At 59.4% G+C, this 16926-nt stretch carries 14 protein-coding genes; 9 read left to right on the forward strand and 5 right to left on the reverse strand.

Annotated features, from left to right (window positions below; translation table 11 throughout):
- Positions 1 to 78: 78 nt before the first annotated feature.
- Positions 79 to 708, reverse strand: a complete 630-nt coding sequence (locus HU754_RS27390) for a response regulator (RefSeq protein ID WP_093441901.1) — start codon at positions 706 to 708, stop codon at positions 79 to 81.
- Positions 709 to 793: 85 nt separating this feature from the next.
- Entirely contained in the window at positions 794 to 3190 is a 2397-nt protein-coding gene (locus HU754_RS27395) for a PAS domain-containing sensor histidine kinase (RefSeq protein WP_186619864.1), read from the reverse strand.
- A gap of 73 nt (positions 3191 to 3263) precedes the next feature.
- On the opposite strand from HU754_RS27395, the gene HU754_RS27400 reads away from it, so the two are divergent.
- Positions 3264 to 4247 carry an alpha/beta hydrolase family protein gene (locus tag HU754_RS27400; protein WP_186619865.1) on the forward strand — a complete coding sequence of 328 codons (984 nt, stop codon included), beginning with the start codon at positions 3264 to 3266 and terminating at the stop codon, positions 4245 to 4247.
- Positions 4248 to 4370: 123 nt separating this feature from the next.
- Here HU754_RS27400 and HU754_RS27405 read toward each other — a convergent pair whose 3' ends face one another.
- Genes HU754_RS27405 through HU754_RS27415 form a run of 3 tightly spaced genes read right to left on the reverse strand, consistent with a single transcriptional unit; the run spans position 4371 to position 6827 of the window.
- On the reverse strand, positions 4371 to 5138 hold the full coding sequence (locus HU754_RS27405) for a TerB family tellurite resistance protein (protein WP_186619869.1): 768 nt from the start codon (positions 5136 to 5138) through the stop codon (positions 4371 to 4373).
- 1 nt (position 5139) lies between these two features.
- Complete coding sequence (murU, locus tag HU754_RS27410; RefSeq protein ID WP_186619870.1) at positions 5140 to 5811, reverse strand: N-acetylmuramate alpha-1-phosphate uridylyltransferase MurU; 672 nt, start codon at positions 5809 to 5811, stop codon at positions 5140 to 5142.
- Positions 5808 to 6827: an aminoglycoside phosphotransferase family protein gene (locus HU754_RS27415; RefSeq protein ID WP_186619874.1), complete on the reverse strand. Its 1020-nt coding sequence runs from the start codon at positions 6825 to 6827 to the stop codon at positions 5808 to 5810. The genes murU and HU754_RS27415 overlap by 4 nt, the downstream gene beginning before the upstream one ends.
- A gap of 130 nt (positions 6828 to 6957) precedes the next feature.
- Between HU754_RS27415 and HU754_RS27420 the strand changes: the two genes are divergently transcribed.
- The 8 genes from HU754_RS27420 to HU754_RS27455 all read left to right on the forward strand — a co-directional run bounded on the left by HU754_RS27420 (position 6958) and on the right by HU754_RS27455 (position 16830).
- Positions 6958 to 9774, forward strand: a complete 2817-nt coding sequence (locus HU754_RS27420; protein ID WP_186619875.1) for an LPS-assembly protein LptD — start codon at positions 6958 to 6960, stop codon at positions 9772 to 9774.
- Positions 9749 to 11071 (forward strand): peptidylprolyl isomerase SurA, encoded by a 1323-nt coding sequence (surA, locus tag HU754_RS27425; protein WP_186619877.1) that lies wholly within the window; start codon positions 9749 to 9751, stop codon positions 11069 to 11071. Before HU754_RS27420 ends, surA begins: the two co-directional genes overlap by 26 nt.
- The gene (gene pdxA / locus HU754_RS27430; RefSeq protein WP_093441935.1) at positions 11068 to 12057 is read left to right on the forward strand and encodes a 4-hydroxythreonine-4-phosphate dehydrogenase PdxA; all 990 of its coding nucleotides are present in this window, start codon (positions 11068 to 11070) and stop codon (positions 12055 to 12057) included. Before surA ends, pdxA begins: the two co-directional genes overlap by 4 nt.
- Entirely contained in the window at positions 12054 to 12872 is an 819-nt protein-coding gene (gene rsmA, locus HU754_RS27435; RefSeq protein ID WP_093441939.1) for a 16S rRNA (adenine(1518)-N(6)/adenine(1519)-N(6))-dimethyltransferase RsmA, read from the forward strand. Before pdxA ends, rsmA begins: the two co-directional genes overlap by 4 nt.
- A 113-nt stretch (positions 12873 to 12985) precedes the next feature.
- A complete protein-coding gene (gene apaG, locus HU754_RS27440; protein WP_186619883.1) occupies positions 12986 to 13366 on the forward strand; it encodes a Co2+/Mg2+ efflux facilitator ApaG/CorD in 381 nt (126 codons plus the stop codon).
- Positions 13366 to 14247 carry a symmetrical bis(5'-nucleosyl)-tetraphosphatase gene (locus HU754_RS27445; protein ID WP_186619884.1) on the forward strand — a complete coding sequence of 294 codons (882 nt, stop codon included), beginning with the start codon at positions 13366 to 13368 and terminating at the stop codon, positions 14245 to 14247. Before apaG ends, HU754_RS27445 begins: the two co-directional genes overlap by 1 nt.
- Before the next feature lie 33 nt (positions 14248 to 14280).
- Positions 14281 to 14610 (forward strand): thiosulfate sulfurtransferase GlpE, encoded by a 330-nt coding sequence (gene glpE / locus HU754_RS27450; protein ID WP_150793318.1) that lies wholly within the window; start codon positions 14281 to 14283, stop codon positions 14608 to 14610.
- A gap of 297 nt (positions 14611 to 14907) precedes the next feature.
- The gene (locus HU754_RS27455; protein WP_007910115.1) at positions 14908 to 16830 is read left to right on the forward strand and encodes a PrkA family serine protein kinase; all 1923 of its coding nucleotides are present in this window, start codon (positions 14908 to 14910) and stop codon (positions 16828 to 16830) included.
- Positions 16831 to 16926 lie beyond the last annotated feature (96 nt).

The following is a 16926-nucleotide window of genomic DNA, read 5'->3' on the forward strand; positions in this document are numbered from 1 at the left end:
GGTGTAACAGTCACTGAATAAGCTAAATGACCCACCGCATTCGCGAGCAGGCTCGCTCCCACAGGGGAACAGTGCTGATCAGAGGAGTTTGTGTTCCATCGCGTACTTGACCAGTTCGGCCAGCGAGGTGATGTTGAGTTTCTGCATCAAACGCGCCTTGTGGGTGCTGATGGTTTTGCTGCTCAGCGCCAGTTGCTGGGCGATGTCATTGACGTTGGCGCCTTGGGCCAAGCGTTCGAACACCGAGAACTCGCGTTCGGACAACAAAGAATGCAGCGGCCGCGCATCGGTCAGGCCGACTTCGAAGACCATGCGATCCGCCAGATCCGGATCAATGTAACGCCCACCGGCCGCGACCTTGCGAATGGCGGTGAGCAACAACGCCGGATCACTGTCCTTGGTCGCATACCCGGCCGCGCCCACCTTCAGCGCGCGTGCGGCCATTTGCGCTTCGTCGTGCATCGACAGCACCAGAATCGCTGGCGGATTGTTCAGAGCACGGATGCGCGGGATCGCTTCGAGGCCATTGACCCCGGGCATGGAGATGTCGAGCAGCACCACTTCGCACGGCACATTGCGCAGGGTTTCGAGCAGTTGCTCACCATTGCTCGCCTCGCCCACCACTTGCAGATCCTTGGCCAGGCCAATCAATTGCTTGATGCCTTCGCGGACAATGGTGTGGTCTTCGGCTACCAGTACACGGATCAAATCTTTTCTCCAGATTTCAGGTACACACCAATCCCTGTGGGAGCGAGCCTGCTCGCGATAGCGTCAGCCCAAACACCACAAACCTTCAAACCTCACTCACCGGCACCCGCACCACCAGACTGGTGCCCTCCCCCGGCTCACTCTCCAGCGTCAACCGCCCGCCCATGATCAGCACCCGTTCGCGCATGCCCACCAGACCAAACGAAGTCGGCCGACCGGCAGCGGCGACGAATCCTACGCCATCATCGGCGACCGTCAGACACAATTCGTCGCCTTCCAGCGCCAGCGTCAGTTCCACAGTATGCGCCTGGGCATGGCGCATCACATTGGTCAGCGCCTCCTGCAGGATCCGGAACAGGCCAATCGCCTTGGCATCACTGAGCGCCGGCAGATTGTCTGGCACCTGCACCAGGCATGGAATCTGCGTACGCGCCTCGAAGCGCCGCGCCTGCCACTCGATTGCCGACGCAATCCCGGCATCGAGAATCGGTGGGCGCAGCGCCGTCGCCACATCGCGCACCAATTGAAATAACTGCGCGATCAGGCGCTTCATGCTGTTCAACCGTTCGTTCAGACCGGGATCGAGTTGCGCGTAGGCCAGTTCGCACATCGATGTTTCCAGTTTCAGCACCGTCAACATCTGCCCCAACTCATCGTGAACCTCGCGGGCAATTCGCGCCTTCTCTTCTTCACGCACGCTTTCAAGGTGCGCCGACAGTTCGCGCAGTTGCTCGCGGGAGGCCGCCAGTTCCAGCTCGATACGCTTGCTCTCGCTGATGTCCCAGACGATGCCGTCCCACACGTACGCGCCGTCCTCCAGTTGGCGAGTGATCGCTTTGATCTCGGCCCAGCGCTGCTCGCCCTGACGCGTGAGGATCCGGCCTTGCCATGACCAGTCACTGTCGGTGTCCAGCGCCTGATCCTGAGTGCGGTGATAACTCGCCTTATCGTCGGGATGCACTAGGCTGCGCAGGCCCATGTCGCGATGGGCAATGGCGGCCGGGGCATAGCCGACCAGACTTTCGCTGCCCTCGCTGATATAGGCAAAGTCGATCTGCCCGGTCACCGGCGCCCGCTCCAGACGGAACACCAGCCCCGGCACATTCGCCGCAATGCCTTGCAGACGCGCCTCGCTTTCCTGCAACGCCGCCAGTGCCCGGCGGCGCTCGGTGACATCGGTGAGGTAAACCACCAGGTATTCGCTGTCGCGAAAGCGCAGGAAACTCAGCGACACGTCCGCGGGCAAAACACTGCCGTCGGCGCGCACGCAACTGGTTTCGAAACTCAGCGGCCCTTCTTCGCTGGCACGCGCGCGCTTCCACAGATTGAGCCAGCGATCCATGTGCAGTCCCGGCTCGAAGTCGATCAGGGGACGCTCGATCAACCCGCCTGAGGGGTAACCGAGCATGTTTTCCGCCGAACGATTGGCGTAGCGCACATGGCTGTCCCAGTTGACCCAGAGGATGCCGACGGTGCTTTGATCGATGGAGAACTGCGTCAACCGCAGCGCTTCTTCGCTGGCCGCGCGCAAGGCGATGTCTTCCCGGGCGGCCAGCAATCGCTGCTCCAGGCTGTGCTGTTGGCGGCGCTGCCAGAACACGATCGCGACACAACTGAGCAGCATCACCGCAAACAGCAGACTGAGGTTCTGCCAGAAGCCGGGCGACTCCGACAGTCGCGGGTATTTCGGTTGCAGCCATTGGTTGTGCAGTTGCTCCAGATCTTTGGCCGGGATCGCGCGCAAAGCACTTTGCACAATACCGGCCAGCTCCGGCCAATCGCGGCGCGAGCCGACTCGCAGCAGTTGCGGCAGGCCGATATCGCCGACCACCACCAGTTCGGCGAACTCCGGCTCTACCGACAACCGCCCGAGTTGTGCCTCGTCGACCACGGCGTAGGCAGCCTGCTGCGTCAACAACAACTGCAAGGCTTGACGCTCTAGCGGCACGCCTTGCAGGTTCAGGTGTGGATAGTTGCTGCGCAGATAGTCCGCGGTGCTGCCGGGCATGCGCACGGCGACGCGGACCTGGCTGTCGAGTTTCTCCAGATCGATCACGCCACTGGCCTTCTGATCACTGACCACCAGTTGCGGCACGCGCATGTAGGGATCGGAGAACTGCCACAGACGCAACGCACTCGGGGTTTGACTCAGGCCCGGAGCGATATCGATCTCGCCCTCGCGCACGGCGGTTTCCAGTTGTGCGAGATCCTGAAAGTTACGCCAGCTCAGTTCGACATTGAGCGTCTTGGCCAACAACTTCATCAGTTCGACATTGGCCCCGGACAGCCGCTGCAAACGCCGGTCGTATTGCGCATACGGTGCTTGCAGGACCAGACCGACGCGCAGTTCATTGTGCTGCGCCAGCCATTGCTGCTGGCCCGCCGACAATTGCGCAACGTGGGCCGGGGGCGCAGGCGCCGCCCAGCCCATCAAGGGAAACCACAAACAGCCGATAACCCACAGGCAGCAAAATCGCTTCATTGAAGTCTCATACACTGACAAATTCTGACCAACCCATTAGGCTGCCGGGATACTTTCTGGCCTGGAATAACCGATGCCCTCTGTTTACCGCCTGGCAATGCCAGCATTGTGCCTGTCGCTGATCCTGCCCTGTGCGTTTTCCGTCAACGCCGCCGACCCCACTCCTGCGGCGGAAAAACCGGCAGAAGAAAAACCGGCCGAACGCCAGCCACTGCTAGAGCGTAGTCAGGAAGAGGCCGCCGCACTGGAACGTAAAGTCCCGGCGCAAGAACAGCAACAATTGCAGGCCGGCAGCGACAGCTTCCTCGCCCTGTGGAAACCGGCCAACACCGCCGAGCCCAAAGGCGCGGTGATCATCATCCCTGGCGCCGGCGAAACCGCTGACTGGCCGCAGGCAATCGGCCCATTGCGGCGCAAACTACCGGATGCAAAATGGAGCAGCCTGAGTATCACCCTGCCCGACCTGCAAAGCGACGTCATCGCACCGCGCGTGGTTGAAGCGCCGGTTGCGCCGAAAGCACCGGAGTCGGGTAGCAAGGACTCCACTACCGCGCAGCCAATTGAACAAGCCGCTGGCGGTGAAGCCGAAGTGGCGGATCAAGTGGTCGCCGAAACCACTGAAGAACAATCCAAGGCTGACGCCGAACGGATCTTCGCGCGCATCGACGCCGCGATTGCCTACGCCGAACAGCAGAGCGCACGCAGCATTGTCGTGCTCGGACACGGCACTGGCGCCTATTGGGCCGCGCGATACCTGGGCGAGAAACAAACCGCGCAGGTAGAGAAGTTCGTCATGGTCGATGCGCAGATGCCAGCCAAGGCCAAACCGCCACTGGCCGAGCTGACGCCAACGCTGAAGCTGCCGACCGCAGATATTTTCTACATGGACAAGCCGCTGGATCGCAACGCCGCGCTGGAGCGCATGCAGGCGAGCAAGCGTTTGAAGACTTCGGCGTTCAGCCAAGTGGCGCTCAGAGCCTTGCCAGACAGCAAGGCTGAGCAGGAACAGTTGTTCCGTCGGGTGCGTGGCTGGCTGAATCCGCAGAACACTGATTGACCGACAAACCGCGTCGCCCCCTTCGCGAGCAGGCTCGCTCCCACATTGGATCTGCGTACACAATCCATTGTGGGAGCGAGCCTGCTCGCGAAGAGGCCAGCGCAGACGATACACATCTAACGTTTAGCGAAAATCCCGCCGCTCACGAATCAACGTGTAGGCATTGTGCAGCTCCCGGGTTCTATCAGTCGCTTCACGCACCTGCGCTGGCGTCGCCCCCGTTCCGGCAATCTTGTCCGGATGATGACGACTGAGCAGGCGCCGATAGGCCCGTTTGATCTGCGCCGGTTCACTGGACGCCGACACGCCCAATAAACGCATCGCCTCCTGATAGCTCACTGCAGCACTGACGATCGGACGCTTGCCCGGTTCGTAATCACTGGCCAGCGCCTGCACCTGATGCGCTGTCCAGCCCAGCCATTTGCCCCACTGCGCCAACAATTCACGCTCGCTGACGCCAGCACGACCATCGGCCCAGACCATCCGCCAGCACGCACGCAAGACACCCTCGGCCGCATGGGGCTGCGCGCTCAAGCGTCGCAGATAACCGCGCAGATTGTCATTTTCAGACTTGCCACGGTTGAATGCCGCGATGGCGCGGCGCGTTGCCGGCTCACTCATCTCCAGCGCACGCATCTCGTTGCGCGCCTGCTGGATATGCCCGTCGGTAACCCGACCATCACTCTTGGCCAGACGCCCGAGCAACACAAACAACAGTTCGTCGTTGCGCAGCATCGGCCGACCGCCGAGTTTTTCCCGCAAGTGTCCCCAGCTCTGCAAGTGCAGACGCCGATCCAGCGCCTGCCCCAACAATGCCCCAAGCATGGCCCCCGGAATGCTGGCGATTGCAAATCCCGCTCCGGCTCCAATCAGAGTCCCTGGCCACAACATGTCAGCGACTCGCTTCTATCAATGTTTCAGCTTCAGCCAGACGCTCATGCGTACCGACATCGACCCAGTGCCCTTTCAGGCGTTCGCCACTCACTTCGCCAGCCGCCATGGCTTTGCGCAGCAGCGGTGCCAGCTTGAACGCGCCGTCGGCGCAGCCATCGAACAGTTGCGGATGCAGCACAGCGATGCCGCTGTAGGTCAGGGTTGCAGCATCAGGCTGGCCATCGATCACCTGGCCGTCGGCCAACGTGAAATCACCGTTCGGGTGATGCGTCGGGTTGTCCGCAAGGACCAGATGCGCGAGTCCGTTGATCGGCTGGTGCAGGACGCTGAAGTCATAATCGGTCCAGATATCACCGTTGACCACCAGGAACGCATCATCGCCAAGCATCGGCAGCGCCCGGAAAATCCCGCCGCCGGTTTCCAGTGGCTCGCCTTCGGGCGAGTACTGAATGCTCACACCAAATCGCGAGCCGTCACCCAGATAATCCTCGATCTGCTGACCGAGCCAGGCGTGGTTGATCACGATCTCGTTGAATCCTGCGGCCGCGAGAGCGCGCAGGTGATATTCGATCAACGGAACACCGCCGGCACGCACCAGTGGTTTCGGCGTGGTCAGGGTCAGCGGACGCATGCGCTCGCCTTTGCCTGCCGCCAGAATCATTGCCTTCATGCTGTTGCTCCACCCCGCAGGCTGGTGAACAGCGCTTGCAGTTCGGCCAATTCAGGACGACGCGCAATCACCGCTTCTATATAGGAGAAGAAACGTGGCACGTCGGCCAGGTAACGCGGCTTGCCATCACGATGACAAATGCGCGCGAAGATGCCGATAACTTTCAAATGACGCTGCACGCCCATCAGATCGCTGGCGCGCAGGAAGTCTTCGAAGTCCGGCTGCACTGGAATGTTCAGCGCCGATGCTTGCTGCCAGTAATTTTCCAGCCAGCCGCGCACGCGCTCTTCAGGCCAACTGAGGAAGGCGTCCTTGAACAGGCAGGTCACGTCGTAGGTCACCGGGCCATAAACCGCATCCTGGAAATCCAGCACGCCGGGATTCGGTTCGCTGAGCATCAGGTTGCGTGGCATGTAGTCGCGGTGTACCAGCACTTTGGGTTGAGCGAGTGCGCTGTCGATCAGCAGATCACTAACCTGCTGCCACTGCTGTTGCTGAGTCGAATCAAATTCGACACCGAGTTCACGCTTCACATACCACTCGGGGAACAGTTCCAGCTCACGGCGCAGCAAGGCAACGTCGTAGCTCGGCAACGGTGCAACCATCGGCAACTGCTGAAAAGCCAGCAGCGCTTGCAGGGCATCACTGAATAATGCGTCGGCATTTTCGCCATCGATCACGTCGAGATAGGTCTGGTTGCCCAGGTCATTGAGCAAAAGAAATCCGCGCTCGAGGTCCTCGGCATAAATTTTCGGCACATTTATTTCGGATTTCGCCAGCAAAAAAGCGATATCCACGAACGGTTTGCAGTTTTCCTGGGGCGGTGGCGCGTCCATCACGACGAAGCTGCGCCCCTCGCCTTCCCAGCGGAAGTAACGGCGGAAACTCGCGTCGCTGCTGGCCGCAGTCAACGTGGCCGGGGGCACGGAGCCCCAGCCCTGATCTGCAAACAGGATTGCCAACTGCTCATCGAGCCAAACTTTCAGGTGTTGCAAGCGTACATCTTGGTCAGGCATTGCAAGGGTCTCCGACGGCGCTAGCCGTCAAGCGGGTCATGCTTTATTATCCAGCATCTTTTTCAGACCATCGAGAGGCGTGCGGCCCACACCGCGGGCAGATGGCACGCAGGAAGCCCGGACTAATAAGATGGCATTGAAATCCCCCGCGTTTCGTAAAAAATTTCCGTTGTTGGTAACCGGCAGTCTGCTGGCTATGCAACCTCTGGCCAGTCAATTCGTTGTTGCCGCCGAGCAGTATGACTGCTCCGTCTCGGCTTCGGGTGGTTGGGCCTGTGCGCCCAAATCAACCGCTGCTGCGTTGCCGCCGCGTCCGGTGCATGACGGCAGTGCCGTCAGTGCTACGGGCGAAGCGGCGACCGAGAACGGTTCGGCTGCCGACACAGCGCCTAAAACGGCGCTGGTCACCGAAGCCAAGGGCCGCGGTTTGAAATCCCGTAGCGAAGACTTCAGTCACCTCGACTGGGTTCCGCGCGAGAAGCTCACCGCCGCTCAATTGGCCGAGACCGGGCCTTACTGCTCTGGTGCCTACATCGAACCGATTCGTCCTGGCATGAATGACAAGACGAACAAAAGCGATGCTCCGACCTTTATCGGCGCAAAAGCCTCGCGCTATAACACCGATGATCAAGTCGGTACGCTGGCCGGTGATGTTGTCCTGCGTCAGGGCAGCATGCAGGTCGAATCCGACGAGGCCAGCCTGTATCAGGCCGAGAGCCGCGCCGAACTCAATGGCGATGTACGTATCCGCGACAACGGCGCGCTGATCGTCGGCGACCACGCCGATGTGCAGCTCGACACCGGTGAAGCCAAGGTCGACAACGCCGAATACGTGATGCACAAATCGCGTATCCGCGGTAACGCGCTGTACGCCAAGCGTGCCGAAAACGCGATCATCCGCTTGAAGGACGGCACGTACACCACGTGCGAACCGAACAGCAACGCCTGGCAGCTCAAGGGCAACAACATCACCTTGAACCCGGCCACCGGTTTCGGTACCGCGACCAACGTGACGTTGCGTGTAAAAGACATTCCGATTCTGTACACGCCGTACATCTACTTCCCGATCGACGACCGTCGTCAGTCGGGCTTCCTGCCGCCGACCATCGGCAGCGGCAGCGATACCGGCTTCATGCTGGTCACCCCGTACTACTTCAACCTGGCGCCGAACTACGACGCCACGTTGTACCCGCGCTACATGAGCAAGCGTGGCATGTTGGTGGAAGGCGAATTCCGTTACCTGACCAAGTCGAGTGAAGGTCAGTTCGGTGCGGCGTATCTGAACGATGACGATACCGAGCGCAGCAAGCAGACCGACTACGAAAAAACCCGTTACATGTACAACTGGCAGCACAAGGGCGGTCTTGACTCCCGCGTGCTCACTGAAGTCGACTACACCAAGATCAGCGATCCTTATTACTTCCAGGATCTGCAGACCGATCAGATTGGCGTGAAATCCAGCGACTTCGTGAATCAGCAGGGCGCGGTTACTTATCGTGGCGACAGCTATACCGCTCGCTTGAATGCTCAGCAGTACCAATTGGCTACTGTTTCGAACATCACTCCGTATGGTCGTCTGCCGCAGATCACCTTCAATGGTCAACTGCCGTATCACCCGGAAGGTTTGAATTTCGATTACGAGACGGAGCTTGTCCGGTTTGATCGTGATCTGAAAACCGGCACTTTCACTCAGGAAGACGGTATTACGACTGAGCCTAGACTGGACAACAACGTTCAAGGCCTTGCACGCGCTAACGGCGACCGTCTGAACCTGAAGCCTGGTGTCAGTCTGCCAATGAACTGGACTTATGGCTTCCTGAAGCCGTCGCTCAAGTACCAGTACACCCAGTATCAATTGGATCTGGACGGTACCGGCAAATCCCAAATCGTTGATCAGCAAAATGCCGCAGCTGCGGCAGGTACTGATTACGTAGGCGGCAAGTTCGGCAGTAACCAGAACCGTGGCGTACCAATTGCCAGCATCGACAGCGGTCTGTACTTCGACCGTAATACGTCTTTCTTCGGCAAGAACTACCGTCAGACACTGGAACCGCGACTGTTCTACCTCTATGTACCTGAGGAGAATCAGGAAGATATTCCAGTATTCGACACCAGCGAATACACCTTCAACTACGCCTCGCTATTCCGCGACAACCGTTTCTCCGGCTCCGACCGTGTCGGCGACGAGAACAAGCTGTCGCTGGGCGTGACCAGCCGCTGGATCGAAGACGACGGTTTCGAACGTCAACGCATCAGTGTCGGCCAGGCTCTGTACTTCAAGGATCGCGAAGTTCAACTCCCAGGCATCGACGCCAAAACCCGTGACGATGCGAAGTCCAACGTTTCGCCATATGCACTGGAATACGAATACCGCTGGAACCGCGACTGGCGCACCACGGCCGACTACAACTGGGATCCGGACAGCCGCAGCCCGCGTTCCGGCAGCGCGATGTTCCACTACCAGCCTGAAGACAACCCGAACAAGGTTATCAACGCCGGCTATCGCTATCGCAACGACCAGGTTCGTTACGACCAGAACACCGGTAAATGGTCGGTGGGCGGTGGTGACTACGGCACCCCTGGCCAGCCTGGCTACGTGAAGGACTACTACAAGATCAAGCAGCATGATTTCTCGGTTATCTGGCCGATCGTTCCACAGTGGAACGCGATCAGCCGCTGGCAGTATGACTACAACCGTAACCGGACCCTGGAAGCCTTCGGTGGTTTCGAGTACGACAACTGCTGCTGGAAACTGCGTCTGATCAACCGTTACTGGGTTTCCTATGACGAGTTCAGCCAGGAAGCTCCACAAAACGAAAAAGGCGACCATGGCGTCTTCCTCCAAATTGTTCTGAAGGGACTCGGCGGCCTCACTGGCGCCAAGGTAGAGAGCTTCCTCGACAAAGGCATTCAAGGTTATCGTGAACGTGAAGACCAAGCTTTCTGATTGTCTGCGCCCGCTGATGCTGGGCGCGCTGTTCCTGGGTACTGCGGCGAACGCCGCAGTTCAATCCATCGACAAAGTGGTAGCGATCGTCGACAACGATGTGGTCATGCAGAGCCAACTGGACCAGCGCGTCCACGAAGTGCAGCAGACCATCGCCAAGCGTGGTGGCGGCCTGCCGCCTCCTGGCGTACTGGATCAACAGGTGCTTGAGCGCCTGATCGTCGAAAACCTGCAACTGCAGATCGGCGAACGCTCGGGCATCCGCATCACCGATGAAGAACTGAACCAGGCGGTCGGCACCATTGCCCAGCGCAATAACATGTCGGTTGAGCAGTTCCGTGCTGCTCTGGCTCGCGACGGCCTGAACTATGACGACGCCCGCGATCAGATCAAACGCGAAATGATCATCAGCCGCGTGCGTCAGCGTCGCGTGGCAGAACGCATTCAGGTCTCCGAGCAGGAAGTGAAGAACTTCCTCGCCTCCGACCTGGGCAAGATGCAACTGTCCGAAGAGCTGCACCTGGCCAACATCCTGATCCCGACGCCGGAAAGCGCCAACTCTGAAGCGATTCAGAACGCTGCCCGTCAGGCCATGGAGGTTTACCAGCAACTCAAGCAAGGCGCTGACTTCGGCCAGATGGCCGTTGCCAAGTCCGGCAGCGACAACGCACTGGAAGGCGGCGACATGGGCTGGCGTAAAGCCGCGCAACTGCCTCCGCCGTTCGACCGCGAGTTGAGCAGCATGGCTGTTGGCGACATCACGCAACCTGCACGCACGCCGGGTGGTTTCATCATCCTCAAGCTGCTGGCAAAACGTGGTGGCGAAGCGCAGATGCGCGACGAAGTGCATGTACGTCACATTCTGGTTAAGCCGAGCCCGATTCGCGATGAAGCGAAGACCAAGGCACTGGTTCAATCCTTGTACGAGCGCATTCTGGCCGGTGAAGATTTTGCCACTCTGGCGAAAAGCTATTCCGAAGACCCGGGTTCGGCGCTCAACGGCGGCGACCTGAACTGGATCGACCCGAACGCACTGGTACCGGAATTCCGCGAAGTGATGGCCAAGACCCCACAAGGTCAGCTGTCCAAGCCATTCCAGACTCAATATGGCTGGCACGTTCTGGAAGTCCTTGGCCGTCGCGCCACTGACAGCACTGAACAGGCCCGCGAGCAGCAAGCCATGACCGTACTGCGTAACCGCAAATACGACGAAGAGCTGCAAACCTGGCTGCGTCAGATCCGTGACGAAGCGTACGTAGAGATCAAACTCCCTGGTGCAGACCAGGCAGCGCAGTGAAACCCAAGCGTTTCGCGCTGACACCCGGCGAACCAGCCGGCATCGGTCCCGACCTGTGCCTGCTGCTCGCCTCGCAAGCCCAGCCACATCCCCTGATTGCCATCACCAGCCGCGACTTGCTCCTTGAGCGGGCCGCGCAGCTGGGGCTGGCCGTCACTTTGCTGGATGTTGCGCCTGATCACTGGCCGGACGCTCCGGCGCCCGCAGGCAGCCTGTATGTCTGGGATACGCCGCTCAGCGCCCCCGTGGTTGCCGGGCAACTGGACAAAGCCAACGCCGCATTCGTCCTCGAGACCTTGACCCGCGCCGGCAATGGCTGCCTGAACGGTGATTTCGCCGGAATGATCACCGCGCCTGTGCACAAAGGCGTGATCAACGAGTCCGGCATCGCCTTTTCCGGGCACACAGAATTCCTCGCCGACCTGACTCATACCGCCCAAGTGGTGATGATGCTCGCCACGCGTGGTTTGCGCGTGGCACTGGTCACCACTCACCTGCCCCTGCGCGAGATTGCCGACGCAATCACACCAGAACGGCTGGAGCGCGTGACGCGGATTCTGCACAGCGACCTGCAACACAAATTCGGCATCGCCCAGCCACGCATCCTGGTCTGCGGACTCAACCCGCACGCCGGTGAAGGCGGCCACCTGGGCCATGAAGAAATCGACATCATTGAACCGACATTAGAGCGCCTGCGCGGCGAGGGCATGGACCTTCGTGGCCCGCTGCCTGCCGACACTCTGTTTACCCCCAAATATCTGGAGCACTGCGACGCAGTGCTGGCGATGTACCACGACCAGGGTTTGCCTGTGCTTAAGTACAAAGGCTTCGGCGCTGCCGTCAACGTGACCCTTGGTCTGCCGATCATCCGCACGTCGGTCGATCACGGCACCGCCCTCGATCTGGCCGGCAGCGGCAAGATCGACACCGGCAGCCTGCAAGTCGCCCTGGAAACCGCCTACCAGATGGCCGAGACCCGTTTATGACCGAGCAATACCAACACAAGGCGCGCAAACGCTTTGGCCAGAACTTCCTGCACGATGCCGGCGTTATCGACCGCATCCTGCGCTCCATCAGCGCCAAGTCTGAAGACCGCCTGCTGGAAATCGGACCGGGCCAGGGCGCACTGACCGCCGGCCTGCTGTCCTCCGGCGCACAACTCGACGTGGTGGAACTGGACAAGGATCTGATCCCGATCCTCAACCAGCAGTTTGCCGGCAAGGACAACTTCAACCTGCATCAGGGCGATGCACTGAAGTTCGACTTCAACACGCTCAACGCCGCGCCAAACAGCCTGCGTGTGGTTGGCAACCTGCCGTACAACATCTCCACGCCGCTGATTTTTCACCTGCTGAACAATGCCGGCATCATTCGCGACATGCACTTCATGCTGCAAAAAGAAGTGGTCGAGCGTCTGGCCGCAGGCCCTGGCGGTGGTGACTGGGGTCGCCTGTCGATCATGGTTCAGTACCATTGCCGTGTGGAACACCTGTTCAACGTTGGCCCGGGCGCGTTCAACCCGCCGCCGAAGGTCGACTCGGCCATCGTCCGCTTGGTGCCGCACGCCGTACTGCCGCACCCGGCCAAGGATCACAAGCTGCTGGAGCGCGTGGTGCGCGAAGCGTTCAACCAACGCCGCAAGACCTTGCGCAATACTCTCAAGCAACTGCTCAGCAATGCCGAGATTGAAGCCGCCGGCGTCGATGGCAGCTTGCGTCCGGAGCAACTGGATCTGGCCGCGTTCGTACGTCTGGCCGACCAGCTCGCGGTACAAGTCCCGGCCTCCCCCGCCGCCGACTGATAAACGATGAACGCTATCGGGCAGGACGCCACTCTGGTTTACTGCCCGATACTTGCCTAGACTGAATCCCCATCAGCTACGCCCCGCGTTCCGCTTCGTTTAAGGCCTCTTGCATGTCCGATTCCCGTTACCAGGTCGATGTCAGCGTCGTCACCCGCTATCTGGCAGACCAATCGCAACCCGAGCACGACCGCTTCGCCTTCGCCTACACCATCACTGTGCAGAACAATGGCGAGCTACCGGCTCGACTGATGTCGCGGCATTGGGTGATCACTGACGGTGACGGGCATGAAGAGCAAGTCCGCGGCGCCGGCGTCGTTGGCCAGCAACCGTTGATTGACGTTGGCCAAAGCCACACCTACAGCAGCGGCACAGTGATGACCACCAAGGTCGGCACCATGCAGGGCACCTACGAAATGGTCGCCGATGATGGCAAACATTTCGACGCCATCATCAAGCCGTTCCGCCTCGCCGTGCCCGGGTCTTTGCACTGATGGCGACGTATGCCGTCGGCGACCTGCAGGGCTGCCTTGAACCGCTGAAATGCCTGCTCAAGCAAGTGGCGTTCGACCCAAAGCTTGATCGACTGTGGCTGGTCGGCGATCTGGTCAACCGTGGCCCGCAATCACTGGAAACCCTGCGTTTTCTGTATGGCATGCGTGAATCGCTGGTCTGCGTGCTCGGTAACCACGACCTGCATTTGCTGGCAGCGGCTAAAAATATCGAGCGTTTGAAAAAGTCCGACACCCTGCGCGAGATTCTCGATGCCCCAGACAGCGCGGAACTGCTGGAGTGGGTACGCCAACAAAAGCTCATGCACTACGACGAGCAGCGCGATGTCGCCATGGTTCACGCTGGCATACCACCACAATGGTCGCTGAGCCGCGCACTGAAGTGCGCCGCCGAAGTCGAAACGGCCCTGCGAGATGACAACATGCTGCTCGCCTACCTCGACGGCATGTACGGCAACGATCCTGCGAAATGGGACAACGATCTCAAAGGCGTGACTCGCTTGCGCGTCATCACCAACTACTTCACCCGCATGCGCTTCTGCACCGCCGAAGGCAAACTCGACCTCAAGAGCAAGGAAGGCCTCGACACAGCACCCGCCGGATATAAACCGTGGTTTCAGCACAAGGCTCGCAAGACCAAAGGCCTGCGCATCATCTTCGGCCACTGGGCGGCACTCGAAGGCAATATCCATGAGCCAGGTATCTCGGCGCTCGACACCGGTTGTGTCTGGGGCGGCAGCCTGACCCTGATGAATGTCGACAGTGGCGAACGGCTGTCGTGCAAATGCGACGAACACGGCGGACTCGCGCCAACTGTCGCACCACTTATCCCCGAAACTTCGCCAGTCAGCGCACCGCGTTAGACTGCGCTTTCAGCCGAGCAACAGGAACCCGCCATGAGCGAATTCAAACGAATCCCCCCGGAACAGGCCCAGGCCCTGCGTGAACAAGGTGCTGTCGTCGTCGACGTGCGCGACCCGGCGACTTTCGCCGCCCTGCACATCAGCGGCTCGAAGCATCTGGACAACCATTCCCTGCACGCTTTCATTCAAGGCGCTGACCTTGATGCGCCGACCGTCGTCGTCTGCTATCACGGCAACTCCAGCCAGGGTGCTGCGGCCTACCTGATCAGCCAAGGCTTCTCCGACGTCTACAGCATGGACGGCGGCTTCGAGCTGTGGCGTACGACTTATCCTGCGGAAACCGCGCAAGGCAACACCGAATAATTTTTTTGTCACGCGCAGGCCCCGGCTGCCGTGGGCCCGCGCTGGCAGACGAACGGTCTTGCCACAACTAATTACGTATCTCGCCTTTACCTCCCGAATTCCCAACTATCCTTAAGCCCAGGCCATCCAAAACAGGGGAGAGCCGGTACACCGGCGCACGGGTCATCGGGAGTGACTTTCACGATTGTCGATCGTGAAAGTGTTCTGGGGGGTAAACAAACAGCTGCCTAAACGGTTGTTTGCCAGCATCGACTGAGTGATCCGGCGTCGGCTCCACGTATCGAGCGAGGTGACGTCATGAGTATCTTTAGCCACTTCCAACAACGCTTCGAGTCCACACGCCAGGAAGAACTCTCGCTGCAAGAGTACCTGGAGCTGTGCAAAAAAGACCGGAGCGCCTACGTTTCTGCCGCCGAGCGTCTATTACTGGCCATCGGTGAACCGGAACTGCTCGACACCTCGACCAATTCGAGGCTGTCACGCATCTTCTCCAACAAGGTGATCCGTCGCTATCCGGCCTTTGAAGACTTCCACGGGATGGAAGAATGCATCGACCAGATCGTTTCGTATTTCCGCCATGCCGCCCAAGGCCTGGAAGAGAAGAAACAGATCCTTTATCTGCTCGGTCCCGTCGGTGGCGGTAAATCGTCCCTGGCCGAAAAGCTGAAACAGCTGATTGAAAAAGTGCCCTTCTACGCCATCAAGGGCTCGCCGGTATTCGAATCGCCTCTGGGTCTGTTCAACGCCACCGAAGATGGCGCGATCCTCGAGGAAGACTTCGGCATTCCACGGCGCTACCTGAACACCATCATGTCGCCTTGGGCGACCAAGCGCTTGGCCGAATTCGGCGGCGACATCAGCCAGTTCCGCGTGGTCAAACTGTACCCGTCGATCCTCAACCAGATCGCCGTAGCCAAGACCGAACCGGGGGACGAGAACAACCAGGACATCTCCGCACTGGTCGGTAAAGTCGACATCCGCAAACTCGAGGAATACCCACAGAACGACGCCGACGCCTACAGCTACTCCGGTGCGCTGTGCCGTGCCAACCAGGGCCTGATGGAATTCGTCGAAATGTTCAAGGCACCGATCAAGGTGCTGCACCCATTGCTGACCGCGACGCAGGAAGGCAACTACAACAGTACCGAAGGCCTCGGCGCGATTCCGTTCACCGGGATCCTGCTCGCTCACTCCAACGAATCGGAATGGCACACCTTCCGCAACAACAAGAACAACGAAGCGTTCATCGACCGGATCTATATCGTCAAAGTGCCGTACTGCCTGCGCGTCAGTGACGAAGTGAAGATCTACGACAAACTGCTGTTCAACAGCTCCCTGGCCAAAGCGCATTGCGCGCCGGACACCTTGAAGATGCTCGCACAGTTCACTGTGCTGTCGCGCCTCAAGGAGCCGGAAAACTCCAACATCTATTCGAAGATGCGCGTCTACGACGGCGAAAACCTCAAGGACACCGATCCAAAGGCCAAGTCGATCCAGGAATACCGCGACTCGGCAGGCGTCGACGAAGGCATGAACGGTCTGTCGACCCGGTTTGCCTTCAAGATCCTGTCCAAGGTCTTCAACTTCGATCCGCATGAAATCGCTGCCAACCCGGTACACCTGCTCTACGTGCTGGAACAGCAGATCGAACAGGAACAATTCCAGGCCGAAACCCGCGAGCGCTACCTGCGCTACCTGAAGGAATACCTGGCGCCGCGTTATATCGAATTCATCGGCAAGGAGATCCAGACCGCCTATCTCGAGTCTTACAGCGAGTACGGCCAGAACATTTTCGACCGCTACGTGCTGTACGCGGACTTCTGGATTCAGGATCAGGAATACCGCGATCCGGAAACCGGCGAGATTCTCAACCGCGTCGCACTGAACGAAGAACTGGAGAAAATCGAAAAACCGGCCGGCATCAGCAATCCGAAGGATTTCCGCAACGAGATCGTCAACTTCGTACTGCGCGCACGGGCCAACAACAACGGCAAGAACCCGACCTGGCTCAGCTACGAGAAACTGCGGGTGGTCATCGAGAAGAAAATGTTCTCGAACACCGAGGACCTGCTGCCAGTCATCAGCTTCAATGCCAAGGCCAGCAAGGAGGATCAGCAAAAGCACAACGACTTCGTCACTCGAATGGTCGAACGCGGCTACACCGACAAACAGGTACGGCTTCTTTCCGAATGGTACCTACGGGTACGGAAGTCGCAGTGAAGCAGCTGCAAGCTTCTAGCTACGAGCTGCAAGAACAAAGCGCGTAACCCACTGATGCCCGGGAACCCGCTTTTACTTGCAGCTTGAAGCTCACAA

The sequence above is a fragment of the Pseudomonas zeae genome (genome assembly GCF_014268485.2).
Taxonomy (GTDB): domain Bacteria; phylum Pseudomonadota; class Gammaproteobacteria; order Pseudomonadales; family Pseudomonadaceae; genus Aquipseudomonas; species Aquipseudomonas neuropathica.

Excerpts from the sequence above, each read along its gene's own strand:
- HU754_RS27415 (WP_186619874.1), bottom strand. The coding sequence starts at position 6,827 with ATGCCTGACCAAGATGTACGCTTGCAACACCTGAAAGTTTGGCTCGAT.
- HU754_RS27420 (WP_186619875.1), top strand. The coding sequence starts at position 6,958 with ATGGCATTGAAATCCCCCGCGTTTCGTAAAAAATTTCCGTTGTTGGTA.
- HU754_RS27400 (WP_186619865.1), top strand. The coding sequence starts at position 3,264 with ATGCCCTCTGTTTACCGCCTGGCAATGCCAGCATTGTGCCTGTCGCTG.
- rsmA (WP_093441939.1), top strand. The coding sequence starts at position 12,054 with ATGACCGAGCAATACCAACACAAGGCGCGCAAACGCTTTGGCCAGAAC.
- HU754_RS27445 (WP_186619884.1), top strand. The coding sequence starts at position 13,366 with ATGGCGACGTATGCCGTCGGCGACCTGCAGGGCTGCCTTGAACCGCTG.
- HU754_RS27455 (WP_007910115.1), top strand. The coding sequence starts at position 14,908 with ATGAGTATCTTTAGCCACTTCCAACAACGCTTCGAGTCCACACGCCAG.
- glpE (WP_150793318.1), top strand. The coding sequence starts at position 14,281 with ATGAGCGAATTCAAACGAATCCCCCCGGAACAGGCCCAGGCCCTGCGT.
- murU (WP_186619870.1), bottom strand. The coding sequence starts at position 5,811 with ATGAAGGCAATGATTCTGGCGGCAGGCAAAGGCGAGCGCATGCGTCCG.
- HU754_RS27405 (WP_186619869.1), bottom strand. The coding sequence starts at position 5,138 with ATGTTGTGGCCAGGGACTCTGATTGGAGCCGGAGCGGGATTTGCAATC.
- HU754_RS27395 (WP_186619864.1), bottom strand. The coding sequence starts at position 3,190 with ATGAAGCGATTTTGCTGCCTGTGGGTTATCGGCTGTTTGTGGTTTCCC.
- apaG (WP_186619883.1), top strand. The coding sequence starts at position 12,986 with ATGTCCGATTCCCGTTACCAGGTCGATGTCAGCGTCGTCACCCGCTAT.